This is a genomic window from Agrobacterium sp. ICMP 6402, assembly GCF_009498615.1.
Lineage (GTDB): Bacteria > Pseudomonadota > Alphaproteobacteria > Rhizobiales > Rhizobiaceae > Agrobacterium > Agrobacterium burrii.
Map to the genome: position 1 here is coordinate 19,760 of NZ_QSNV01000011.1, position 23,687 is coordinate 43,446.

Genomic DNA, 23,687 nt, shown 5'->3' on the forward strand with positions numbered 1-23,687 from the left:
AAAACGGAATTGTCCGCTCGCTGCCGTTCTTCTCACGAGAACCGATGAGCCACGGACATCAGGGTTTTGGAGGAGACCGCCGATGATCGCCAGCATTCTGATTGCCGTGGTTGCGGCCATCCACATTTACATCGTCATTCTGGAAATGCTGCTGTGGGAAAAGCCGGCCGGCCGCAAGGCTTTCGGTCTCTCGGCGGATTTCGCCCGGCAGACGAAAGTGCTCGCCGCCAATCAGGGGCTTTATAACGGGTTTCTGGCAGCCGGGCTGATCTATGGGCTTATGCAGGGCGATGCCGGGCTGAGCTTCAAGGTGTTTTTCCTTATCTGCGTTCTGGTGGCTGGTATTTTCGGCGCCGTTACCGCCAATACCATGAAGATCCTGTTCATTCAGGCGCTGCCCGCCATTTTGGCGCTTGGCGCGCTCTGGATTGGAGTATGAACCGATGACCGCATGGAATGACAGCCGCGCCAAAGACGCCCTCAACCGGATTTTCATGGCGGCAGTCGCAAGCGCCGATCCCGCAAAAGTACTGCAACACCACCTTCCCTCCCCGCCCAAAGGCCGCTGCGTGGTGGTGGGGGCGGGCAAAGCCTCGGCCGCCATGGCCGCAGCGCTCGACAACGCCTGGGCGGATGTCGATCTCTCCGGTGTGGTGGTGACGCGTTATGGCCATGCCGTTCCGGCCGGCCGCATCGAGATCATCGAGGCCTCGCATCCCGTGCCTGATGACAAAAGTGCTGAAGCGGCCAAACGCATTCTCGCCGCCGTCGAGGGCCTGACCGCCGACGACATGGTGATCGCGCTGATTTCCGGCGGCGGTTCGGCGCTGATGGTCGCCCCCGCCGAAGGCATGACGCTTGCGGACAAGATGGCCGTCAATCGTGCCCTTTTGGCCAGCGGTGCGACGATTTCGGAAATGAACGCCGTGCGCAAGCACCTCTCCCGCATCAAGGGCGGGCGGCTGGCGCTGGCCGCCAGACCGGCCAGGGTGGTGTCGCTGCTGATTTCCGACGTGCCCGGAGACGACCCCTCCGAGATCGCCTCCGGCCCGACGGTTGCCGATCCAAGCGACATTGAAACCGTGCGGGAAATCGTCTCGCGTTATGAGCTCGATCTTCCCGAAACCGTGCGCAGGGTATTGGAAAAGGGCGAGGAAACACCGAAGGCCGGCGATATCGACGAGGATGTCAGGATGATCGCGGCACCCTCGCTTGCCCTGCAGGCGGCGGCGGAAGAGGCGGTGAAGCTCGGCCTTACGCCGCTCATCCTCGGCGATTCCCTTGAAGGCGAATCCAGGGATGTCGGCGCGGTCATGGCCGGTATCGCCCTTTCCGCCAGCCGCAAGGGCCTGCCGGTCAAAGGCCCGGCCGTTTTGCTTTCCGGCGGTGAAACCACGGTCACGATCGGCAAAGGCCCGGCCGGCAAGGGCGGCCGCAACACGGAGTTCCTGCTGAGCCTTGCGCTGACGCTGAAGGGCGCAGACGGCATCTGGGCCATTGCCGGCGACAGCGACGGCATAGACGGCGTGGAGGATGCGGCGGGTGCCGTGGTGACACCGGATACGCTTGCCCGCATGCGCGCTGCCGGTGTCGATCCGCGCCAGTCGCTCGTGGGCCATGACAGCTATACCGCTTTCAAAGGGGTCGGTGATCTCGTGGTGACGGGGCCGACGCTGACCAATGTCAATGATATCAGGGCGATTTTGATCGGCTGAAAACGGCGGCGTTCCGGCTGGCCATTGCCGCCCGGTGCGCACATCCTCAGGCAAGGCCATTTTGACTATAGTATCGGACAGGTATAATCTGGAGGTGTATCCTTTGGAGCTTCAGCCATGCGTTCTGGAGTGCTCATACTTGGCCTGATCATGGCCCTCATACCCACCTTGGCGGATGCTCACAATTGCAAATGCCGAAATCGCGGCACCATGTTCGAACTCGGCCAGACATCCTGTCTGAAGGTCGATGGCGGCTCCTATCTCGCGCGTTGCGAGATGAAGCTCAACGTCTCGTCCTGGACCAAGGTTCAGGACGGTTGCCCCATAACACAACGGATGCCGCAGCAGTCGATACGCATCAATTGATGTCGTTTTACGCCCCTGCCCGAAGTGCAAATAGCGGTGCATTCTGCGCTTCCACCATAATGGTGATGTCTTCAGCGGCAACCGGTTTCGAAAACAGGTAACCCTGCAACTCGTCGCAGCCGCACAGATGCAGGATGGCGGCCTGTTCCTCGGTCTCGATGCCTTCCGCCGTCACCGGAATATCGAGCGATTTCGCCAGCGCCACGGTGGCCTGCAGCATTTCCAGAGAGCGCCCGCCATGTTCCAGCGCCACGACCAGTGACCGGTCGATCTTCATCCGGTCGAAACCGAAGCGGCGCAGATATCCGACGCTTGCAAATCCGGCGCCGAAATCATCAAGCGCAATATGCAGGCCAAGCTGTTTCAGCTTGTCGATCGCAGCACCTGCCCGCTCGGGATGCTGGATGAAATAGCCTTCTGTCATTTCCAGCCGCAACCGCTCGGATGGCGTCTGTGTGGCCGCGAGAATATCCGCCACATAACCGGAAAAGGCGGGATTGCGGAATTGCACGGGCGAAATATTGACTGACAACTTGATGGAGGGCCATTGCCGCGCCGTCTCGCAAGCCTTGCGCAGAACCATAAGGCCAAGCCGGTCGATGAGACCGCTGGTTTCGGCAGCCGCGATGAATATATCCGGCGGCACGAAGCCATGTCCCGGCCTTTGCCAGCGCGCCAGCGCTTCCACCCCGGTAATGCAGCGCGTTGCGGCGCTGACGACCGGCTGATAGACCACCGTAATCTCGTCGTTGAGGATGGCGCAGCGAAGATCGGCCTCGAGCTGCAGCTTTTCCTCGCGCAGCGCATCCATCTTCAACTCATAGGAAACGTAACGCCCGCGCCCGTTCTCCTTGGCCTGATACATGGCCATATCGGCGCGACGCAGCAGTTCCTCGCCATTGATATCGCCGGCACGGGAAACCGAGGTACCGATGCTGCAGCCGATGCTCGCCACCCTTTCACCGATGCTGAACGGTTCGGTGAAAAGTTCGAGCAGCGCCAGACACAGCTTGCGGCCTTCCGCCCAGACATCATTGCCCTGAATGGCGATGGCGAATTCATCGCCGCCGAGCCGCGCCAGCACCGCGCCTTCCGGCACCAGCACCCGAAGTGCTGCCGCCACACCCTTGATCAGCCGGTCACCGGCGGCATGGCCGTAAGAATCGTTGATTTCCTTGAAACCGTCGAGATCGAGGTAGAGCAGCTTGATATCGGTTCTGTCGTGACGGGCCTTGCCCACCATGCGGTTCAGCCTGGCAAACAGACCGGCGCGGTTGCTGAGCCCGCTCAGACGGTCGCGCAGCGCCTCCTCCCTTGCCGCCGCCTCATCTGCCTTCAGCCGGTCAAGCGTGGCCGAGCCGATGATGAGAAGCACCAGAAAGAACGTGCCGGCAATGCCGAGCGCGGTGAAGACGACCGGCCGCGCCTCGTGGAAGCTGACATCTCCCGGCAAATGCGAGCGCCAGACAAGCCGCGCCAGCACATCGCCGAGCGGATTGACTATATCCACATGGTTGACTGAAGGCGCGTCGCCATATTGCAGCTCCAGACCGTCGATGACGTAGTTGCGGGCAAGCTTGTCCACCGTCGCCTGTTTGAGATGGCGGGCGAAAATCAGATAACGCCGCTCCGCGCCGACTGGCGGCAGAGCGCCGGACTTCAGCCGCACCAGCGCGACGCCTGCGGCAGCAACGCCATCGTCGGTTTTGACAAAACCGGTGACCTGCGAGGTGATGTCCGGACGCATGGCCTGCACGCGTTCGATCATCTCCTCCAGACCTGCGGCAAAATAGGCGTCAGGCGCCCATGTGACGGGCTTGCCGTTCTGGTAGGCCATGCGAACTCTGCCATCTTCGTCGAGAACGACAGCGGTATCGAAGAGATCGTTGTTGACCGTCATGTCGCCGTAATTGCTGGCTATCCAGTCGAACCTGTCAGGCGCATAGACATATTCGGCGGCATCGTCCCAGGCGGCGTAGTCATTCAGCGTAGCGCCAAGCTGCTCGCGGAAGGTGACCAGAGCGCCCGCCGTGGTCTCGCGTGAGCGGGCATTGTCAAGCAGGTTCGCCTTTTCCCGGACCTGGCTGAGGGCGGACAGCACCAGCGCGGTAACGATGAGAAGCACCAGCGCAAAGGTGGACAATACGATGCCGACGGCGGTTCTGCGCCCGACCGGCAAATATTCCCCAATGTTTCGCGGCGCAATCCGCATAAATTCCCCTTCGAAAGCATCATCTTGCGAAGGAAACATTCAAAAGCCGTTAAACGGCATTGTGACGCCGCCCCAAAAAGATACGGGTATAAAACGACAGTCTGGCGGTGAACCTGAAAAATCCTTCCATAAAATACCGGGGGTTTTTCATAAAAGACGGATTTAAACCCACGCCGCAAAGAAAAAACCTCCCCCGCGAACGGGAGAGGCTAAAACTTTCGCCAGAGCGAACAGGGGTTACCAGGACGGAATGACCGTGCCGTTATACTTTTCCAGAATGAAGGCCTTCACTTCCGGGCTGTGGTAGGATTCCACCAGCGTCTTCACCCAGGGCTTGTCCTTGTCCTGCGTGCGAACGGCGATGATGTTCGCGTAAGGGGACTTTTCGCTTTCGACAGCGATGGCGTCCTTCTTCGGGTTCAGGCCTGCTGCCGTCGCATAGTTGGTGTTGATGACCGAAGCGTCGGTGTCGTCAAGCGAACGCGGCAGCTGGGCGGCGTCAAGTTCGACGATCTGGATGTTCTTCGGGTTTTCGGTGATGTCGGCCGGCGTTACCTTCAGGCCGGCTTCTTCCTTCACCTTCAGAACACCCTTGGAGGCGAGAACCAGAAGCGCACGGCCGCCATTGGTCGGGTCGTTCGGAATGCCGATAGTCGCGCCGTCCTTCAGCTCTTCAAGGTTCTTCACCTTCTTCGAATAAACGCCCATCGGGGTGGTGATGGTGGTGCCGACGCTGACGAGATCGAACTTGCGGTCAGCGATCTGGTTGTCGAGGTAAGGCTGGTGCTGGAAGGAATTGGCCTGCAACTCGCCATCATTCAGCGCCTGGTTCGGCACGACATAGTCGGAGAATTCGATGATATCGATATCCAGCCCCTTGGCGGCTGCGATCTTCTTCACCTGTTCCATGATCTGCGCGTGCTCGGCGGGGGTGACGCCGATCTTGATGGTCTCGGCCAGCGCCTGACCGGCGGTGAAGAGGGCGGCGAGCGAAGCCGCGAGGATGAGTTTCTTCATGGGTGTCTCCTTGGGTTGTTATTATAAACGCAGTTAATTCTTGCGGGTCCGCTTGTCGAAGCTGCGCGCCAGCCGGTCGCCGGCGCTCTGCACCAGTTGCACCAGCACAATGAGCACCAGAACCACCACCAGCATCACGTCAGGCATGAAGCGCTGGTAACCATAACGAATGCCGAGATCACCCAGCCCGCCGCCGCCGACCGCGCCGACCATGGCCGAATAACCGATGAGGCTGACCAGCGTGAGCGTGAGCGCCAGCGTGATGCCGGGTTTTGCTTCCGCCAGCAGCACCTTGGTGACGATTTGCAGCGGGGTGGCGCCCATGGCGCGTGCAGCCTCGATGAGACCCTTGTCCACCTCGCGGATTGCCGCTTCCACCAGCCTTGCAATGAAGGGCACGGTCGCAACCGTCAGCGGCACGATGGCTGCACTGGTGCCAATCGACGTGCCTGCCACCAGCCGGGTGAAGGGAATGATCGCCACGACAAGAATGATGAAGGGTGTGGAGCGCGCCGCATTGACGATGAGGCCGAGGATGCGGTTGGTCATAGGTGCTGGAAACAGTTCACCCTTGCCGCTGGTAGCGAGGAAAACGCCCATCGGCACGCCGATGATGGAGCCGACGATGCCGGCGACCGCGACCATATGCAGTGTCTGCAACAGGCCCTTCAAGAGAAGGTTGAACAGCATATCAGGCGACATAACCGAGCACCTCCGTGTGAAGACCGGTTTCCGCATAAAAGCGGCCGGCGCGGGCCGTGATTTCAGCCGTGGCCGGATAAGAGACCACCAGCGAGCCGAAGGGTTCGCCGGAAATTTCCTCGATGGTGCCGGCGAGAATGTTCACGTCAGGGCCGATTTCAGCGACCAGACGGGCGGTCAGCGGCTGAAACGCCGTCTCACCGAAGAACACCAGCCGCACCAGAACGCGGTCGCCTTCCGCCGCCTGCGGCTTGAGACCCGAAGTGACCCAGTGCGGCAGCTTCACGCCGACCGAGGACGACAGCAGGCTGCGGGTCGTCTCGTGTTTCGGCGCAGTGAAGATATCGAAGGTCGTGCCTTCTTCAACGATCAGGCCCCTGTCAATAACAGCTACCTGTGAGGCGATGGTCTTCACCACTTCCATTTCGTGGGTGATGAGCAGCACCGTGAGGCCCAGTTCGGCGTTGATGCGCTTGAGGAGTTCGAGAATGGACTGGGTCGTCTCGGGATCGAGCGCCGAGGTCGCCTCGTCGGACAAAAGCAGCTTAGGCTGGGTGGCAAGCGCGCGGGCAATGCCGACACGCTGCTTCTGGCCGCCGGAAAGTTCGGCCGGATAACGCCTCGCCTTGTCCGAAAGCCCGACGAGATCGAGCAGCGGTGCAACGCGGGTCTCGATCTCCTTCTTGCCCAGACCGGCAATTTCGAGCGGCAGCGCCACATTGTCGAAAGCGGTGCGCGACGACAGGAGATTGAAGTGCTGGAAGATCATACCGACGGAACGGCGCAGCGTGCGCAGGTTCTTCTCATCGAGTGCCGCGACATCGACGCCATCGACGACCACACGGCCGGACGAGGGTTTTTCAAGACCGTTGGCCAGACGGATGAGCGTCGACTTGCCGGCACCGGAGCGGCCGATGATGCCGGTGATCGAGCCTTTCGGCACGACGTAATCGACACCGGCAAGGGCTGCGAAGCCGGGCTTGCCATCCGTGCCGCCGAATGTCTTGGTCACGCCTTCAAACGTGACCATCGGGTCGTTGACCGCCCGCTCCGGGGCCGCCTGTGGCCGGGTCGCGGGCGGTGCCGCGGATGATGGAAAATTCATTGTAAACTCTGGGAAAACGCGTGACGGATCGGGTCTCAAAAAATCCTGCTGCGGCACGAAACCGCTCTCTTCATGCAGCCTAGGGGCACATTCGATGACAGCTGATTTTCCGGGTCATTTCGTCAGGCTTTCACTCAGAAATGCCGGGGATCGGCAATTCGATGGCGCATACTTGCCCGCAGGCGCCATCTTTTAACAGGGATGTTTTTTCAATTATCTGAAAAGAGAGAAAAAATCTACCGCAAAGCCACCTCGGCGGCCCTGCGGCAGTCAAGATTTCGTAACGATATGAAAATCACACGCGGCTGGTGAATTCCTCGAGCGGGCGGCGCACCTTTTTCAGGTTCACCAGCCAGTCGCCATCGGGCTGGCGGTAGCCGAGCGGCAGCATGGTGACGGAGCGCAGGCCCTTTTCACGAAGGCCGAGAATCTCGTCCAGCTTGGCCGGGTCGAAACCTTCCATCGGGGTGGAATCAACGCCCTCGAAAGCGGCCTGCGCCACCGCCATGCCGAAACCGATATAGGCCTGACGGGCGGCATGTTCGAAATTCACCTGCTCGTCGCGCTGCGGATAGGTGGTAAGCAGCATCTGGCGATAGGCTTCCCAGCCTTCATTCTTGATGCCGCGTTCTTCATTGACCAGATCGAACATATGGTTGATCCGCTCTTCGGTGTAGTTGTCCCACGCCGCAAACACCAGCAGATGCGAGCCATCGGTGACCTGCGCCTGGTTCCAGGCGATCTCACGGATTTTCGCACGGACTTCAGGATCGGTAACGACGATCACCTCGAAAGGCTGCAGGCCGCTGGAGGTTGGCGCCAGCCGCGCCGCCTCGAGGATGCGCTCGACCTTGTCTTCGGACACCGTCCTGGAAGGGTCCATTTTCTTGGTGGCATAACGCCAGTTGAGTTTTTCGATAAGCATGTTCGTTTTCCCTTGGGAGGACCAGCCCGCCCTGCCCCTTGGGCGACAGAACGGGCGCTACGCTTCGTAGCTTGCCTGACATAAGGGACGGGATGGCGGGCACAAGCAGGCACCGCCAGGTAACCGATAAGAAAGTTTGGAAAACTGATAATAAGGAGACAGACTTTATTGCGGATAGGCTTCGTGCCCTCGCCCGTCAGGAGCCGAGGGTGAATTCACGCATCAGCCGGTCTCCCACCCTCATTCCTGTGCTTGTCACAGGAATCCAGCCGACACGCGTCCGCGTGGCGGAAAGACTCCTTTCAGCCCAAGGACTTGGGCTGGCTGGATCCCTGTGACAAGCACAGGGATGAGGAGCGCGCATTGTTCGAAGGCTGACGATGGCGCAAGGCCAGCGCCCTAAGCGTAGCCTCACCCCTTCGCCACACCATGGTTTCCCTTCGGAAACCCCGACGCCAGCGCGCTGTACCACTTCCCGCTGTTCTTCAGCGTCCGCACCTGTGTGTCGTAATCCACATGCACGAGGCCGAAGCGCATACGATAACCCTCTGCCCATTCGAAATTGTCCATCAGGCTCCAGGCGAAATAACCGCGCATCGGATAGCCGTCCTTGATGAGATCGGCGACGATGCCGAGATGTTCGGCGTAATAATCGAGACGCGGCTGGTCGTTCACTTCGCCATTTTCGATGCCGATATTATAGCAGGCGCCGTTTTCGGTGATGTAGCAATCCGGCAGGTCGTAACGCTTGTAGAGCACCTCCACCAGCGCGTGCAGCGCCGGCGCATAAACCTCCCAGCCGATATCGGTCTTGACGTCGCTGACCGCCGGGGCCGGTGTGGTGGCCGGGAATTCCGCGCCCGGCGTCACATCGGCGGCGACGCGCATCGGCGTATAATAATTCAGGCCCCACCAGTCGAGCTTCTGGCTGATGATGGCGAGGTCTTCCGCCTCCACGACAGGCATGCGGTCGCCCAGCGCTTCCATCATTTCAGCGGGGTATTCACCCTTGAAGACCGGATCGAAAAACGCGCCATTGTGGAACTGGAATGCCCGCTCGGCGGCTTTCAGATCGGCCTCGCTGTCGGATGCCGGGATGACGGAATGGGCGTTCAGCACCAGCCCTACCGGCACCTTCGGCGCGACATGGCGGGATGCCTCGACGCCGAAACCATGGGCGAGATTGATGTGGTGCATGGCGGCAAGGGCTGCCTCCATGTTGCGCTCGCCCGGCGCATGGATGCCGTAAAGATGGCTGAGCCAGACCGCGCACCAGGGTTCGTTGAAGGTCGCCACCGCATCCAGCCGGTCGCCGAGGCGGGCCATGACGGTCTTGGCGTAACGCTGGAAGGCATGGGCGGTGGAGCGCGATGCCCAGCCGCCGTCGCCCATCAGTGTCAGCGGCAGATCCCAATGGTAAAGCGTCGCATAGGTCTTGATGCCGCGCGCCTTGCAGCCATCGACGAGGCGATCGTAAAAATCCAGCCCCTTTTCGTTGATCGGCCCGAAACCATCAGGGATGATGCGTGGCCAGGCGATGGAGAAACGATAGGCCTCGACACCCATCTCCTTGATGAGATCGAGATCGTCTTCCCAGCGATTATAGTGATCGCAGGCGACGTCGCCATTGTGCCGCCCAAAGACATGACCCGGCATGTTGCAGAAGGCATCCCAGATGGAGGGCTTGCGGCCATCCACCTTGGTGGAGCCTTCGATCTGGAAGGAGGCGGTTGCGACGCCGAACAGGAAATCACCGGGAAAACGGGCTGCAAGCGCTTTGGGATCGATCATCGGAGAGGCCTTCTCATATCCATCGAGCGTGAAAAGATGACAGCGGTTTAGACCATGTCGGCGAAGAGGTACAGCGGGGCCAGAGGAATCTACAACGTTTCAGGCTGCGCAGTTAACAAGTCCAAAGCGCTTTGCCCACAGAAGTTCGCCGCAGCGGCAAGGCAGCGGGGCGAAGCGTCAGTCCGGCAAATGCGGATGGGATGGGAGTGTGGGGAAGTATTGCATTTGCCGGACCGCGTCTTGCCGACCGTAATGCCGGCCCGTGTCGCTGAAGGCATTTTCACGGCACCTATCGGATCAGCCCCTCCCCGCTTCTGGCATTGCGGGGCGCCCTTTCCGAAACATGGTCTGCCAGAACCATGCTTGTCGATGCCGGCCACCGGTTCGCGAAGGACGCCGCGCGTATCATCCTTCCGTTCCGGTTGCAGGCACCATGATGCGGCCGAAAGCGGCGGCGGGGAAAAGCGGGGAGCAATTTTGCCGCAAGTGATTGGGCGAAAAGAGGTGGCGGCGGAAAATCATCCGCCGCCCGTTCAATGTGAACTTTGTTGATGGGTATCGATTATGCCGCCTGCGGCGCAAGGTTGGCAGCGCCCGGCTTTCTGAGCAACAGCACCGAGACAGCTGCAATCATGCACATCAGCCCGGCGATCTGCAGCGCCGGCATATAGGTGTCGAAGTCGCTCTTGAGGAACCCGGCACCGAAGGCGGCAGTGGCGGCCCCCAGCTGATGGCCGGCAAACACCCAGCCGAACACCAGCCCGGCCTTTTCGCGGCCGAAATTCTCGGCGGCCAGTTTCACTGTCGGCGGCACAGTCGCCACCCAGTCCAGCCCGTAGAATACGGCAAAGACCGAAAGCTCCACGACGCTGAACCCGGAAAACGAGAGATAAAGCAGGGACAGGCCGCGCAGACCGTAAAACCAGAACAGCAGGAAACGATTGTCGAAACGGTCGGAAAGCCAGCCGGCAAAGATCGTGCCGAAGAAATCGAAAATACCGATCACCGCCAGCGTACCCGCCGCCGTGACGGCGGCCATGCCGAAATCGCCGCAGATCGAAATCCAGTGGGTCTGGATCAGGCCGTTGGTGGAAAGCCCGCATACGAAGAAGGTGCCGAACAGCACCCAGAAAACCGGGTTGCCGGAGACGCTTTTCAGGGTCAAAATCGGCGAAACCAGTGTTGCAAGGAACTTGTGGTCCTGTTTCGGCGGGTGCGCCACCGCGGTCTCGCCATAGGCCGGCAGGCCGACATCGGCGGGATGGTCACGCATCAGCAAAAGCACGAGGACCATGGCCGCCGCGATCACCGCAACGGTCAGCGTCAGGGCGGTTCGCCAGCCATAGGCCTCCGTCAGGGCCGCCAAAAGCGGCAGAAAAACCAGCTGACCGGTAGCGTTGCTTGCCGTCATCAGGCCGATCACCAGTCCGCGACGTTTGGAAAACCAGCGCGACGCCACCGTCGCGCCCAGCACCAGCGCCGTCATGCCGGTGCCGACGCCGATCACCACGCCCCACAGCAGCAGCAATTGCCAGACCTCGGTCATGAAGAACGAGGCAACGATGCCACCCATGATCAGCGCGAGCGCCGTTGAAACCACCTGCCGGATGCCGAAATGGTTCATGAAGGCGGCGGCGAAAGGTCCGAGCAGGCCAAAAAGCACCAGCCGCACGGCCATGGCGGTGGAAATATCGGCGATATCCCAGCCGAATTCCTGATGCAGCGGCTGGATCATCACCCCCGCAGACCCCATGGCGCCGGCGGTGGCCAGCATGGTCAGAAAGGTGGTGGCGGCGACAACCCAGCCATAATGCAGGTTTCTGCCGGCCATCCATCCGGCAAGGCGTGTGGAGAGCATGTTCAAAAGTCCCTTTCCAGCGGCCGGCGGCCGGATTTTTCGGGTATATGCCCGATTTTGTGGGTAGATACCCGTTTCATGGTGAAAAAATTACAGGGCTGCGAGCAGTTCCTGCAATTGCGCGGTCTTTTCCGGCCCCAGCCGGGCCTCGATCTCGTCCTGCACCCCGTCCCAGAGCGGCGCGCCCGTCTGCAGGATCATCTGCCCCTCGTCGGTCACGGTCAGCATCGCCTCCCGCTGGTCTTCGCCATGGCCGATCGCCACAAGGCCCATGCGCGCCAGCACCTTGGTATTGCGGCCGACGGTAGAGCGATCCAGCTCCACCCGCGCGGCGAGATCCGTCAGCGACACTGGCGCAGTACGGTTGATATTCCGCAACAGGCTGAACTGGCCAATATTGACGCCAAGCGGCGCCAGCGCCTCGTCATAATAGGACGAGACCTTGCGGGTTGCTTTGCGCAACAGAATGCAGTGGCAGCTATCGTTTGACATTTGTCTCGGGTATATACCCGCAAATCGTCACAGGCAAGAGATGTTCGGAAAAATGTCGGCGGGGAGATAGTTGCGCCGCATGACCCGTGTGGTGGAAACGGCGAGGACCGGTTTCCGAGCGAGCGACGGCGGGCGAAGCCGTAGCAGCTCTCCTGCGACATGCCGAACTTGTCCCATTGATGTCCGGTTTAAATTTCTGGACGCTTTCTATGGCATGGAAGTTAGTGGCGAACGTTGCGCATTTTTCTCGACGTCATCCTTGGGCTTGTCCCAAGGATCTAAACACGTCAACAAAATCAAACCGTTGCAGATCCTCGGGACAGGCCCGAGGATGACGTCGGAGTGTTTGGCGAGGTGTGCCATTCATCGGATGACGCGGCACGAATGGCCAGAGGTGTCAGCAGGCAAGACCCCGGCCTTTCAGCCGGGGAATGCCATCAACGGCTATTCGCTCAGGCCGAGAGCCTGCGGCCGTTTGCGACCAAGAGACCCGCGACGCCTTCCAGCCAGCCGGCTTTCAGCTCCAGCGCCAGGAAACGGCTGCGCTCGAACGGGCCGGGCATGATCAGGTGCTGCGCCTTGTTGGCGAAGAAACCGAAACGCTCATAATAGGGCGCGTCACCGACCAGAAGGATGGCGCCGTGGCCGCGTCTGGTGGCTTCGGCGATTGCCGCACGCATCAGCGCCGAACCGATGCCCTTGCCCTCATGGGCGGCATCGACGGCCAGCGGGCCGAGCAGCAGCGCTTCGACGGGGCGGCCTTCGCGCGAAATGCCGGCTTCGACATTCCACAGGCGCACCGTGGCGATGACATGGCCGTCCTCGTCGCGGGCAACCAGCGCCAGGCCTTCGGCCGGAACGCGGCCGGCGCGCAGCTTTTCGGAAGATTTGCGGCGGCGGCCAGCGCCCATGGCGCGGTCCAGCAGGTTCTCACGGGCGACGACATCGCCCGGATTTTCCTGATCGACATGAAATGTCTGCGGCGTGAAAAATGCCCGTACCGAATTCAAAAGAGCGGCCATCCTTGGCCTCCCGTCACACAACCGCCCACACGCGGCCCTTGATGAAAAATGGTGAAACCGTTCCGGCCCGCCGACACGCTTTCCTCGGCTGGAAGAGGAGCAGCAAGCAGGGATTTGCGCAACAGCACAATCGGCAGGGCCGGAACGGAAGCTTGGTCGAGACGCCGCCCTGTTCAGCGGGCGGCGTTCGGATCAGATGACGTAGGACTTCAGCGGCTCGAAGCCGTTAAAGGCGACCGCCGAATAGGTGGTCGTGTAAGCGCCTGTGCCTTCGATCAGAACTTCGTCGCCGATGGTCAGCGAGACCGGCAGCGGGTACATGTTCTTTTCATACAGCACGTCGGCGCTGTCGCAGGTCGGGCCGGCCAGAACGCAGGGCAACATCTCGTCCTGATCGCGTGTCGTGCGGATCGGGTAACGGATAGCCTCGTCCATCGTCTCGGCGAGACCGCCGAACTTGCCGATGTCGAGGAACACCCAGCGGTGGTTGTCGTTGTCGGACTTCTTCGAGACAAGAACGACTTCCGCCTTGATGACGCCCGCATTGCCCACCATGCCGCGGCCCGGCTCGATGATCGTCTTCGGGATCTGGTTGCCGAAGTGCTTGCGCAGCGCCGAGTCGATCGCCTGGCCGTATTCTTCGGCAGCAGGAACGTCGCGCAGGTACTTGGTCGGGAAACCACCGCCCATATTGACCATCTGCAGGTGGATGCCCTGCTTGGCAAGCGACGCAAAGACGCGCTTGGCATCGGCAAGTGCTGCATCCCATGCGTCGAGATTCATCATCTGCGAACCGACATGGAAGGAAACGCCGTAGGATTCCAGACCCAGCTGATGGGCATAGACCAGAACGTCGACAGCCATCTGCGGCACGCAGCCGAACTTGCGCGACAGCGGCCATTCGGCGCCTTCGCCATCCGTCAGCACGCGGCAGAACACGCGCGCGCCAGGAGCGGCACGGGCAACCTTCTCGACTTCCTCATGGCTGTCCACGGCGAAGAGATCAATGCCGAGCGCGTAAGCGCGGGCGACATCGCGTTCCTTCTTGATGGTATTGCCGTAGGAGATGCGGTCGGAAGTCGCACCGGCATCGAGCGCCATCTGGATTTCAGCCACGGAGGCGCAATCGAAGTTGGAGCCGAGGCCAGCAAGCAGCTTCAGGATTTCCGGAGCCGGGTTTGCCTTGACGGCATAATAGATCGCGCTGTTCGGCAGGGAATGCCGAAACGCGTTGAAATTGTCGCGCACGACGTCGAGATCAACCACAAGGCAAGGGCCTTCGGGACGTCGGGTTTTGATGAAGTCGAGAATGCGTGCAGTCGTCATCGATATATTCCCTATAAAACCGACTCCGGAAAAATCCGGAGGACAAAGGACGCTCGAGATATGCATTCGAATCAGCCGGTGGAGGCGCAGAATCGATAGCATACGCTCAAGGCGTGAATATGAACGATGCCCTGCCAGAGCATCATTCGGCTTTGTCTGCCATCGATTGGAGGGATTGACCCGACCGCACTTCAGGCAATGATGGTGTGCCTCTTCAGTACCCCGGCTGATGGAAAGCCGGCAGAGAACCAGAAAGGCCCGCACCGTCGTTGCTTCATATGTCCTCGCATTTCCCGGTTGGCCGGAATAGCGACTGGAGGGGTTAGTTCCAGGTACCTTACCTAAATCCTCACCACATCGAGGACTCGGCGGACACACATGGGCACGTGCGACTTTGGGCAGCACGGGAGATAAGAATATTCGCAGTCATAATCAAGAGGTTTTTTTCACCATTTAGCGGATTTTTTCAGCAGTCATTTTACGGGTTGAACAGTCACCCTCCAGCGTTCAATTATATGGAACGAACCGGAGGATTTTCATGGACACCCTGACCCGCATCCGCGCCTTTATCGATGTTGTCGAGGCGGAGGGTTTTTCCGCCGCCGCGCGCAAGACCGGGCGTTCCAAGGCGCTTCTGTCCAAATATGTCCGGGAACTGGAAGATGATCTCGGCGCGCTGCTCCTCAACCGCACCACCCGGCAATTCTCGATGACCGAGGCGGGACACACGTATTATCGCACCGCTTCCGACATTTTGAAGGAGATCGACAACCTCGCCGATCTGGTGCGCGAGAAAAATGCCGATCTGAAAGGCAAGCTCAGGATTTCGGTTCCGCGTACCTTCATCGACGCCGATGTCGGCCAGAGCCTGATCGATTTCGCCAAGGAAAATCCCGAACTGTCGCTGGAAATCGTTGCCGAGGACCGGTTTGTCGATCTGATCGAGGAAGGTTTCGACCTTGCGGTCCGGATCACCCGGCTGGAAGATTCGGGCCTCATCGCCCGCAAGCTTTCCGATTTCCGGGTCTATGCGGTGGCGACGGCGGATTTCGTGGCGCAGCACGGGCCGCTCGACGGGCCGCAGGATTTCTCCCGTGTTCCCTTCATCATCGACACCAATACGCGTTTTCACAATACGGTGCGGTATCTGGAGCCGGATGGCGGCTCTAATTCGGTGACTATCAGCGGGCCAATCGAGGTCAACAGCCCGCAGGCGACGCTGCGCGCCGCCCGCGCCGGGCTTGGCATCGCCATGGTGCCTGACTTCATCGCCCGGCCCTATATCCAGTCCGGCGAACTGGTAACGCTCTTTGACGATTATATTTCCAAGGACAGGGGCATCTACGCGGTCTATCCGCATCGCCGTTACCTGCCGGCCAAGGTGCGCAGCTTCGTGGATTATCTTTCGGCGTGGTTCAAGAAGAACGGGTGAGCCGCCAAATGAAACGCCCGCCTTGCGGCGGGCGTCGGTTTTAGCTGAAGATCAGATCAGAACGGCGAATCCGGGAAGTAGAACTGCTCGGCATTGTCCTTGGTGATCAGGGTCGCGTCGAGAATATAATTGCCGGCAACCGGCACCTGATCGTAGAAATGCCCGGCCGTCAGTTGCATGGCGGTCGCCACCATTGCCGGCGGGTAAAGCACGTCAACCGGCACCAGCTTGTCGCCGTCCATGACCTTCTTGATCATGTCCTTGGAACCGGCGCCCGCAACGATATACTGGATATCGGTACGTTTCGCCTGCTGGATCGCCTCCAGCACGCCGATCGCCATGTCGTCATCCTGGCACCAGACCACGTCGATCTTCTTGTATTTGGTCAGATAGTCCTGCATCACGCGGAAGGCGTCGTCGCGGTTCCAGTTGCCGTATTGACGGTCGAGAACCTTGACGTTGGAGCCGGCGATGCCCTTGTCGAAGCCATCCTGGCGCTGCTGATCGATGGGGATCGGCAGGCCGCGAATGACCACCACTTCCGCGTCAGGCGTGGTCTTCTTGATATATTCGCCCGCCACCTGGCCAAGCGCCGGGTTGTTGCCGGCAACATAGAGATCGCGGATCGAATTGTCGTTGACGCTCGGCGCACGGTCCACCAGCGCGACGAAGGTGCCCTTATCCTTGATCTCCTTGATGGCGTTGACCAGCGGATCGGGATCCGACGGCAGCACCACCAATGCGTCCAGCCCCTGCACGGCAAGGTCCTGAAGCGCGTTGGCCTGATTGGCAGCATCTGGCGAGGTCTTGACGATTACGTTCAGGCCCGGATGCTCCTTCATCAAGAGCTTGGCCACGCGTTCGGCGTGATAAACGACGCCCGCCGTCCAGCCATGGTCGGCTGCCGGAATGGATACGCCGATGGTGACCTTCTTGTCCTGCGCATTCGCAGAACCGGCAATCACCGCAGCCAGCGCGACCAATGCCACGCCGATGAATTTTCTACGCATAGTCTCTTTCCTCCCAAGACCGGGGCGTTCCTCCTTCAACCGCACCTGCCCCACTGGCGCGGCGTGATACGTCACCTGCGGCTGAGCGAGCGCTGCACCAGCATGGCGATGATGATGATGGCCCCCTGAATGGCGCCGATCAGATATTCGCTGACGAAGTTCGACAGGATCATGATGTTGCCAACGATCTCCAGAATGAACGCGCCGCAGATCGTGCCCCAGATGCGCCCCACCCCGCCGCGCAACGCGGTGCCGCCGACAACGACGGCGGTGATGGCCTGCAATTCCCACAACATGCCCGTGGTGGCCGAGGTGGAGGCAAGACGCGGTACGTAAAGCAGAACGGCGACGGCGACACAGAGCCCCTGCACCACATAGGCGATGGTACGGACCCGGGCGACCGAAATACCGGAATAACGCGCCACATCCTCGCTGGACCCCACCGCTGTCAGATGCCGGCCATATCGGGTGCGATAAAGTACGAAGGCGGCGATGGCAGCGGTGACGAAGATGACGACGATCGGCACCGGCACGCCCAAGACATTACCGAAATAGACCGGGCGATAGAGCGTCTGGATTTCCGGGTTGCGCAGCGTGATCGCGCCGCCCTGCGACAGCCAGGTGGTCAGCCCGCGATAGATGCCCATGGTGCCGAGCGTGGCGATGAAGGGCTCGATGCGGCCGATGGTGGTGATAAGGCCGTTGGCCAGCCCGCAGGCCGCACCGATGGCGAGCGCCAGCGCCATGGCGGCAAGCAGCATCAGAAGCGGGCTGGCGATGACGCCGCTGTTCATGAACAGGATCATCAGGCTGGCGACGAATGCCACCATGGCCCCGACCGAAAGATCGAGCCCGCCTGACGTGATGACATAGGTTGCGCCAAGCGCGATGATGGCGATGAAGGCGCTGCGGGTGACGACATTCAGCAGATTGTCGATGCCGATGAAATTGGGATTGGCGATGGTGCCGAGAACCAGCAGCAGGGCCAGCGCCACGAACGGCGCCACGGCGCGCAGGTCCCAGTCCTTCGAGGTCTTCGGCGTCTTGCCGGTGTCAGTTGCGGCCTCGGTCATATTTCCCCTCAATTGTCTTTTCTTCAGGCCAACTCTTTCGGAACGTGCAGCCTCAGGCGGGTTCCTGCGTGTGAACGCCGGTCGCCAGCGCCACGATATCGTTTTCAGTCATACGCTCACCCGTCACCTCACCGACGATCCGGCCGGAACGCATCACCAGAATGCGGTCGCAAATGCCAATCAGCTCGGGCATTTCCGAGGAAACGACGATGATCGAGCGTCCCTCCTCCGCAAGCCCGGCGATGAAGCGGTAAATCTGCTGCTTGGTGCCGATATCGATGCCACGCGTCGGCTCATCGATGATGACGATGGAAGGATCGAGCAGCATCATCTTGGCGAGCAACAGTTTCTGCTGGTTGCCGCCGGAAAGCTGGCCCGCCAGCAGATCCTTGCGGCCAGTGCGGATATCGAAATCGCGCACTGCATCGTCCAGCGCCGAGGTCTCCCGACGGGTGTCGATCTGGAACAGCCGGCTGAATTTCTTCAGCGAAGCAAGCGTCAGATTGACCCGCAAATCCTTGGTGAGCAGCAGTCCCTTGCCCTTGCGATCTTCGCTTAAATAAACGATGCCCGCCTTCAGGCTGTCTTCGGCCTTGGCAAAATGCACCGCACGCCCGAGATGGCGCACCGTTCCCCGCCCGGCCCGCAGGCCCAGAACGCCCTCCATCAGTTCCGTCCGGCCCGCCCCGACCAGACCGGCGAAACCGAGGATTTCGCCCTTGCGCAGGCGGAAACCGGCATCCTGCGCATAACCGGGAACGTTAAAGTGCTCCACCTCAAGAACCGGCTCGCGCTCACCGCCGGCATTGCGGTCGGGATAGAGCTTCGCCACATCGCGCCCCACCATCAGCCGCGCCATATCAGCCGGCTCCAGCTCTGAGGCCGGATGCGAGGCGACCAGCCTGCCGTCGCGCAGCACTGTCACACGGTCGGCGATCTCCTTCACTTCAGGCAGGCGGTGCGAAATATAAAGCACGGCCACGCCCTTCGCCCTGATATCGCGGATGACGTTCAGCAGCGCATCGGTCTCGATGGGTGTGAGGCTCGCGGTCGGCTCGTCGAAAATCACCACACGATGCGGCACCAGCAGAACGCGGGCGATCTGCACCAGCTGCCGCTGGGCAATCGACAGGCTGCCGACGATGGCGTCGGGATCGATCGTGCCGCCGAGATCGCCGACGGCCCTGCGCGCACCATCGCGCATTGCGCGGTCGTCCATAACAGGACCTTTATGCAATTCGCGGCCGAGATAGATGTTCTGCGCCACCGTCAGATCAGGCGCCAGCAATATTTCCTGATGCACGAGAACGATGCCGCGATGTTCGGCATCCACCGGTCCGCCAAGCGTAACCGCCGCACCATCGATCAGAATTTCACCACCCGTCGGCTTCTCATTGCCGGCCAGCAGCTTCATCAGCGTCGATTTGCCGGCGCCGTTTTCGCCGATGATGGCGTGCACCTCGCCGGCGCGCACCGCTATCTCGATATCCTTCAGAACCTGAACCGGCCCGAAGGATTTGGACAGCCTAACCGTCCGGATAAGAACGGGGTCTGAAGTTTCGTCAGCAGAAGCCATGCGCCGTCACCGACAGCCGGTGAGAACGAACGGTTTTTGCCCCTCGATTTTTCCTGATTTGACCATAAGCGAACTCCTCCCAAAGCTCTGAGAAGAAGCTAACGTCCGTTTTGAGGTACGTAAAGCAAATTTCGCTCGTCTTTTAGAATACACTGAAATTTGAAGGGGGCTTCCTGGCCTGATGGCGGATCGGATCAGGGATTTGCGGCGCGCCTGAAACCTTTCATCAGGCTATGCACGGCCTCGCCGCCCTCTTTTGCAAGGTCGAAGCGCTTGCCGAACAGCAGCCAGTCGGAACAGATGCCTTTCAGCAGCCAGTAGAGCGCCCCGAGCGCCGATTCCGCTGTCCAGTTGTCGTTGAACGCACCTTCCGCCTGCGCCCGCTCGAAAGCCGCTTCCAGCCGATCCTTGTGGTAGCGGTCCAGTTCCTCCTGCGCATGCAGGACAGGCGCGAATTCGTCTGAATAGCTGGTACGCAGGCTGATGGTCATGATGCGCTGGCGTTGTTCGTCCTGCGCCAGAAGCGCCAGCCACTTGCAGGCCGCCTCCTCGATCTTGGCCAGCAAGGTCAACCCCTTCAGATCAGGATCACCGAAATCGAGCAGATCCGATTCGGGCAACGCCACCGATTTGTAAAGGCCGATAAAAAGGTCGGTCTTGCTGGAAAAATGCCAGTATATCGCCCCGCGCGTGACGCCGGCCGCAACCGCTACCTCGTCCAGCGAGGCATTGGCCACACCCTTTTTGAAGAACACACGCTCGGCAGCGGCAAGGATCGCCTGACGCGTCTCTTCTGCCTCGGCCTTGGTACGGCGCATGCTGATGTCTCCTTCCAATCGCGGCACGGCGCTTTCGCACCGTGCCTTTCTGCATTGCCGGACTGTCAGTCACATGAACATGATCCGGCTTTCACATCCGTTTTATTCCGCCGGCGACACGGCGTCAGCAGCAATCTTGTCGTCCTTCTTCCGATCCCCGAAAAACTTCATGACAAAGACGAAGAAGACGGGAACGAAGAAGATCGCAAGGATCGTCGCCGAGATCATGCCTCCGAGAACGCCGGTGCCGATGGCGTTCTGGCTGGCAGCACTCGCACCCGAGGCAATCGCCATCGGCAGCACGCCGAGCGAGAAGGCGAGCGAGGTCATCAGGATCGGCCGGAAGCGCAGGTGGGCCGCCTCCACCGTCGCATCATAGGTGGATTTGCCCTCCGCCCGCAGATCCTTGGCGAATTCGATGATCAGGATCGCGTTTTTCGCCGAAAGCCCGATGATGGCGACGAGGCCGACGAGGAAGTAGACGTCGTTCGGCATGCCGCGCATCATCACCGCCGCCACCGAGCCGATGACGCCGAGCGGCACCACCAGCATGACGGAGAGCGGAATGGACCAGCTTTCGTAAAGCGCCGCCAGAAGCAGGAAGACGAACAGGATGCTGAGGCCGATGAGGGCCGGCGCCTGCGAGCCGGACTGGATTTCCTGCAATGACTGGCCTGTCCATTCGAAACCGAAACCATTCGGCAACTCACCGGCCAGACGCTCCATTTCCGCAATCGCGTCACCGGAGGAGTAGCCGGGTGCCGACTGGCCGCCGATACGGATCGCCGGATAGCCGTTGTAACCTACCACCTGTGAGGGACCGCGCACCCATTCCACCGTGGCGAAGGAGCTGACCGGCACCATGCCGCCATTGGCGTTACGGACGTTGAGGTGCAGCAGGTCCTCCGTCTTCATGCGCTGCCCCTGCTCTGCCTGCACCGTCACGCGCTGCATGCGGCCGGCATTGGGGAAGTCGTTGACGTAGGACGAACCCATATTGGCCGAGATGGTGGCGTTGATATCGCTGAAGGTCACACCGAAGGTGTTGGCCTTTTCACGGTCGATGATGAGATTGACCTGCGGTGAATCCGGCATGCCTTCGACGCGCAGACCGGCCAGAACGGGGCTTTTCTGCGCCGCCGCCATCAGTTGCGCACCGGCTGCGCTGAGTGCGGTCTGACCGGCACCCGCGCGGTCCTGCAGGCGGAAGGTGAAGCCGCTGGAGTTGCCAAGGCCCTGAATGGGCGGCGGCGACAGCGTGAAGGACATGGAGCCCGGCAGGCCCCACAGCTGGCCGTTGATGCGTTGTGCAATGGCGGATGCGGAATCTTCCGGCCCGCGCTCGCTCCAGTCCTTCAGCGTCGCGAAGGCGAGACCGGCATTCTGGCCGGAACCGGAGAAGGAGAAGCCCGAAATTGCGATGACGCGATCGACCGCCGGTTCCGCCAGAAAGATCTTTTCGATCTGCTGGATGGACTGAAGCGTGCGTTCGCTGCTGGCTTCCGCCGGCGCCTGAATATCGACGATCAGGTAACCCTGATCCTCATTGGGCAGGAAGGAGCTTGGCAATTGCATATAGGCCCAGCCGAGACCGGCAAGCAGCGCCGCATAGATGACCATGAAGCGGCCGGAACGCTTGATGATGCTGCCGACCGACGAGGAATATTTATGCGAGGCCTTGTCGAAGCCGCGGTTGAACCAGCCGAAGAATCCTTTCTTCTCATGGTGCCCGGCTTTGATCGGCTTCAGGAACGTCGCGCAGAGCGCCGGTGTCAGCGACAGCGCAAGGAAGCCCGAAAACAGGATGGACACCACCATGGTCAGGCTGAACTGCTGGTAGATAATACCGACCGCGCCGGGGAAGAAGGCCATGGGCACGAACACCGCCGTCAGCACCAGCGTGATGCCGATGATGGCGCCGGAAATCTGGCCCATCGCCTTGCGGGTCGCTTCCTTGGGCGACAGATGCTCTTCCGCCATGATGCGCTCGACATTCTCGACGACGACGATCGCGTCATCCACCAGAATGCCGATGGCGAGAACCATGGCGAACATGGTCAGAACGTTGATCGAGAACCCCGAGACATACATGATGGCGCAGGTGCCGAGCAGCGCCACCGGCACCACGAGGGTCGGAATGATCGTGTAACGGATGTTCTGAAGGAAGACGAACATCACCACGAAGACGAGGATGATCGCCTCGACCAGCGTGTTGATCACCTTCTGGATGGAGATTTTCACGAAGGGGCTGGTGTCGTAGGGAATTTCATATTCCAGACCCGGCGGGAAATACCGCGACAGCTCCTCCATGGTGGCGCGCACGCCGTCCGAGGTTTGCAACGCATTGCCGGTGGGCGACAGCTGCACGCCGATGGCCGCAGTCGGCTTGCCGTTCAGGCGGCTGGAAAACGCGTAGCTTTCGCCGCCCACTTCCACCCGCGCCACATCGCGCAACCGCACGGACGAGCCGTCCGGATTGGCGCGCAGCACGATGGAGCCGAACTCTTCCGGCGAAGTCAGCTGGCCCTGCACGTTGACGGTGGCCGAAATCTGCTGACCGATGGGGTTCGGCGACGCGCCGATGCGGCCCGCCGCAACCTGCGAGTTCTGCGCCTGAATCGCCGAGATGACGTCGGACGACGTGAGGCTGAGGCCCAGCATCTTGTCCGGGTCCATCCAGATGCGCATCGAGCGCTGGGTGGCGAATAATTGCGCGCTGCCGACGCCCGGCACGCGGCGCAACTCGCCGAGCACGTTGCGGCTGAGATAATCGCCGAGGCCGATGGCGTCGGTATTGCCGTCGACGGAGGTGAGCGCCACCATCATCAGGAACGAGGTGCCGGCCTGTTCGACGCGCAGCCCCTGCTGCGTGACCGCCTGCGGCAGACGCGGCTGAACGCGGGCGATGCGGTTCTGCACCTCGACCTGCGCTTCACCGATATTGGTGCCCGGCGCGAAGGTGACGTTGATGGAGATGCTGCCTGACGATTCGGAAGTCGATTCGAAATAGAGAAGACCCGGAACCCCGTTCAGCTCCTCCTCGATGGGCCGCGTGACGCTCTGATAGATGTCTTCGGGCGCAGCACCGGGATAGGTGGTCGCAATCGAAATCTGCGGCGGGGCCACATTCGGATATTGCGCAATCGGCAACATGGGAAGGGCAAGCAGGCCCGCCAGCATGATGAAGATGGCGACGACCCAGGCAAAAATGGGCCGATCGATGAAAAAACGTGCCATGAAATCGGTC

At 60.7% G+C, this 23,687-nt stretch carries 19 protein-coding genes; 4 read left to right on the forward strand and 15 right to left on the reverse strand.

The window, feature by feature from the left end; all coding sequences use genetic code 11:
* The first annotated feature begins 82 nt into the window (after positions 1 to 82).
* The 3 genes from DXT96_RS22585 to DXT96_RS22595 all read left to right on the forward strand — a co-directional run bounded on the left by DXT96_RS22585 (position 83) and on the right by DXT96_RS22595 (position 2,081).
* Positions 83 to 439: a DUF1304 domain-containing protein gene (locus DXT96_RS22585; RefSeq protein WP_153516566.1), complete on the forward strand. Its 357-nt coding sequence runs from the start codon at positions 83 to 85 to the stop codon at positions 437 to 439.
* Between the two features lie 4 nt (positions 440 to 443).
* Positions 444 to 1,715: a glycerate kinase gene (locus DXT96_RS22590; protein WP_153516567.1), complete on the forward strand. Its 1,272-nt coding sequence runs from the start codon at positions 444 to 446 to the stop codon at positions 1,713 to 1,715.
* Positions 1,716 to 1,832: 117 nt separating this feature from the next.
* Positions 1,833 to 2,081, forward strand: coding sequence for a hypothetical protein (locus DXT96_RS22595; protein WP_153516568.1), 249 nt, complete (start codon positions 1,833 to 1,835; stop codon positions 2,079 to 2,081).
* A 7-nt stretch (positions 2,082 to 2,088) separates the two neighbouring features.
* On the opposite strand, the gene DXT96_RS22600 is transcribed toward DXT96_RS22595, so the two are convergent.
* From DXT96_RS22600 to odc2, 10 genes are all read right to left on the reverse strand, one after another.
* Positions 2,089 to 4,332 carry a bifunctional diguanylate cyclase/phosphodiesterase gene (locus DXT96_RS22600; protein WP_194287713.1) on the reverse strand — a complete coding sequence of 748 codons (2,244 nt, stop codon included), beginning with the start codon at positions 4,330 to 4,332 and terminating at the stop codon, positions 2,089 to 2,091.
* A gap of 198 nt (positions 4,333 to 4,530) precedes the next feature.
* Entirely contained in the window at positions 4,531 to 5,310 is a 780-nt protein-coding gene (locus DXT96_RS22605; protein WP_149899053.1) for a MetQ/NlpA family ABC transporter substrate-binding protein, read from the reverse strand.
* Between the two features lie 33 nt (positions 5,311 to 5,343).
* Positions 5,344 to 6,012, reverse strand: a complete 669-nt coding sequence (locus DXT96_RS22610; protein WP_149899054.1) for a methionine ABC transporter permease — start codon at positions 6,010 to 6,012, stop codon at positions 5,344 to 5,346.
* Positions 6,002 to 7,042, reverse strand: a complete 1,041-nt coding sequence (locus DXT96_RS22615; RefSeq protein ID WP_153516666.1) for a methionine ABC transporter ATP-binding protein — start codon at positions 7,040 to 7,042, stop codon at positions 6,002 to 6,004. Before DXT96_RS22615 ends, DXT96_RS22610 begins: the two co-directional genes overlap by 11 nt.
* Before the next feature lie 370 nt (positions 7,043 to 7,412).
* Positions 7,413 to 8,042: an NAD(P)H-dependent oxidoreductase gene (locus DXT96_RS22620; protein WP_153516570.1), complete on the reverse strand. Its 630-nt coding sequence runs from the start codon at positions 8,040 to 8,042 to the stop codon at positions 7,413 to 7,415.
* Positions 8,043 to 8,453: 411 nt separating this feature from the next.
* On the reverse strand, positions 8,454 to 9,833 hold the full coding sequence (locus tag DXT96_RS22625) for a GH1 family beta-glucosidase (protein ID WP_153516571.1): 1,380 nt from the start codon (positions 9,831 to 9,833) through the stop codon (positions 8,454 to 8,456).
* A 562-nt stretch (positions 9,834 to 10,395) separates the two neighbouring features.
* The gene (locus tag DXT96_RS22630) at positions 10,396 to 11,691 is read right to left on the reverse strand and encodes an MFS transporter (RefSeq protein ID WP_153516572.1); all 1,296 of its coding nucleotides are present in this window, start codon (positions 11,689 to 11,691) and stop codon (positions 10,396 to 10,398) included.
* A 90-nt stretch (positions 11,692 to 11,781) separates the two neighbouring features.
* Positions 11,782 to 12,183, reverse strand: coding sequence for a MarR family winged helix-turn-helix transcriptional regulator (locus DXT96_RS22635; protein WP_153516573.1), 402 nt, complete (start codon positions 12,181 to 12,183; stop codon positions 11,782 to 11,784).
* Positions 12,184 to 12,635: 452 nt separating this feature from the next.
* The gene (locus DXT96_RS22640) at positions 12,636 to 13,205 is read right to left on the reverse strand and encodes a GNAT family N-acetyltransferase (RefSeq protein WP_149899059.1); all 570 of its coding nucleotides are present in this window, start codon (positions 13,203 to 13,205) and stop codon (positions 12,636 to 12,638) included.
* A gap of 192 nt (positions 13,206 to 13,397) precedes the next feature.
* Positions 13,398 to 14,531: an ornithine/lysine decarboxylase gene (gene odc2 / locus DXT96_RS22645; RefSeq protein ID WP_149899060.1), complete on the reverse strand. Its 1,134-nt coding sequence runs from the start codon at positions 14,529 to 14,531 to the stop codon at positions 13,398 to 13,400.
* Positions 14,532 to 15,069: 538 nt separating this feature from the next.
* Between odc2 and DXT96_RS22650 the strand changes: the two genes are divergently transcribed.
* Positions 15,070 to 15,963 carry a LysR family transcriptional regulator gene (locus DXT96_RS22650; protein WP_149899061.1) on the forward strand — a complete coding sequence of 298 codons (894 nt, stop codon included), beginning with the start codon at positions 15,070 to 15,072 and terminating at the stop codon, positions 15,961 to 15,963.
* Positions 15,964 to 16,019: 56 nt separating this feature from the next.
* Here DXT96_RS22650 and DXT96_RS22655 read toward each other — a convergent pair whose 3' ends face one another.
* From DXT96_RS22655 to DXT96_RS22675, 5 genes are all read right to left on the reverse strand, one after another.
* Entirely contained in the window at positions 16,020 to 16,973 is a 954-nt protein-coding gene (locus tag DXT96_RS22655; RefSeq protein ID WP_153516574.1) for a substrate-binding domain-containing protein, read from the reverse strand.
* A 71-nt stretch (positions 16,974 to 17,044) separates the two neighbouring features.
* Positions 17,045 to 18,046, reverse strand: a complete 1,002-nt coding sequence (locus DXT96_RS22660; RefSeq protein ID WP_153516575.1) for an ABC transporter permease — start codon at positions 18,044 to 18,046, stop codon at positions 17,045 to 17,047.
* A gap of 52 nt (positions 18,047 to 18,098) precedes the next feature.
* Positions 18,099 to 19,622 carry a sugar ABC transporter ATP-binding protein gene (locus DXT96_RS22665; RefSeq protein WP_153516576.1) on the reverse strand — a complete coding sequence of 508 codons (1,524 nt, stop codon included), beginning with the start codon at positions 19,620 to 19,622 and terminating at the stop codon, positions 18,099 to 18,101.
* A 194-nt stretch (positions 19,623 to 19,816) separates the two neighbouring features.
* Complete coding sequence (locus DXT96_RS22670) at positions 19,817 to 20,440, reverse strand: TetR family transcriptional regulator (RefSeq protein WP_149899065.1); 624 nt, start codon at positions 20,438 to 20,440, stop codon at positions 19,817 to 19,819.
* Between the two features lie 102 nt (positions 20,441 to 20,542).
* On the reverse strand, positions 20,543 to 23,677 hold the full coding sequence (locus DXT96_RS22675; RefSeq protein WP_149899066.1) for an efflux RND transporter permease subunit: 3,135 nt from the start codon (positions 23,675 to 23,677) through the stop codon (positions 20,543 to 20,545).
* Positions 23,678 to 23,687: the final 10 nt, after the last annotated feature.

What these genes read in the sequence shown, in the direction of transcription:
- DXT96_RS22655 (WP_153516574.1), bottom strand. Translation starts at nt 16,973, where the DNA reads ATGCGTAGAAAATTCATCGGCGTGGCATTGGTCGCGCTGGCTGCGGTG.
- odc2 (WP_149899060.1), bottom strand. Translation starts at nt 14,531, where the DNA reads ATGACGACTGCACGCATTCTCGACTTCATCAAAACCCGACGTCCCGAA.
- DXT96_RS22640 (WP_149899059.1), bottom strand. Translation starts at nt 13,205, where the DNA reads ATGGCCGCTCTTTTGAATTCGGTACGGGCATTTTTCACGCCGCAGACA.
- DXT96_RS22605 (WP_149899053.1), bottom strand. Translation starts at nt 5,310, where the DNA reads ATGAAGAAACTCATCCTCGCGGCTTCGCTCGCCGCCCTCTTCACCGCC.
- DXT96_RS22625 (WP_153516571.1), bottom strand. Translation starts at nt 9,833, where the DNA reads ATGATCGATCCCAAAGCGCTTGCAGCCCGTTTTCCCGGTGATTTCCTG.
- DXT96_RS22660 (WP_153516575.1), bottom strand. Translation starts at nt 18,046, where the DNA reads ATGACCGAGGCCGCAACTGACACCGGCAAGACGCCGAAGACCTCGAAG.
- DXT96_RS22635 (WP_153516573.1), bottom strand. Translation starts at nt 12,183, where the DNA reads ATGTCAAACGATAGCTGCCACTGCATTCTGTTGCGCAAAGCAACCCGC.
- DXT96_RS22610 (WP_149899054.1), bottom strand. Translation starts at nt 6,012, where the DNA reads ATGTCGCCTGATATGCTGTTCAACCTTCTCTTGAAGGGCCTGTTGCAG.
- DXT96_RS22675 (WP_149899066.1), bottom strand. Translation starts at nt 23,677, where the DNA reads ATGGCACGTTTTTTCATCGATCGGCCCATTTTTGCCTGGGTCGTCGCC.
- DXT96_RS22670 (WP_149899065.1), bottom strand. Translation starts at nt 20,440, where the DNA reads ATGCGCCGTACCAAGGCCGAGGCAGAAGAGACGCGTCAGGCGATCCTT.
- DXT96_RS22585 (WP_153516566.1), top strand. Translation starts at nt 83, where the DNA reads ATGATCGCCAGCATTCTGATTGCCGTGGTTGCGGCCATCCACATTTAC.
- DXT96_RS22665 (WP_153516576.1), bottom strand. Translation starts at nt 19,622, where the DNA reads ATGGCTTCTGCTGACGAAACTTCAGACCCCGTTCTTATCCGGACGGTT.
- DXT96_RS22650 (WP_149899061.1), top strand. Translation starts at nt 15,070, where the DNA reads ATGGACACCCTGACCCGCATCCGCGCCTTTATCGATGTTGTCGAGGCG.
- DXT96_RS22595 (WP_153516568.1), top strand. Translation starts at nt 1,833, where the DNA reads ATGCGTTCTGGAGTGCTCATACTTGGCCTGATCATGGCCCTCATACCC.
- DXT96_RS22630 (WP_153516572.1), bottom strand. Translation starts at nt 11,691, where the DNA reads ATGCTCTCCACACGCCTTGCCGGATGGATGGCCGGCAGAAACCTGCAT.
- DXT96_RS22615 (WP_153516666.1), bottom strand. Translation starts at nt 7,042, where the DNA reads ATGGTCACGTTTGAAGGCGTGACCAAGACATTCGGCGGCACGGATGGC.
- DXT96_RS22620 (WP_153516570.1), bottom strand. Translation starts at nt 8,042, where the DNA reads ATGCTTATCGAAAAACTCAACTGGCGTTATGCCACCAAGAAAATGGAC.
- DXT96_RS22600 (WP_194287713.1), bottom strand. Translation starts at nt 4,332, where the DNA reads ATGTTTCCTTCGCAAGATGATGCTTTCGAAGGGGAATTTATGCGGATT.
- DXT96_RS22590 (WP_153516567.1), top strand. Translation starts at nt 444, where the DNA reads ATGACCGCATGGAATGACAGCCGCGCCAAAGACGCCCTCAACCGGATT.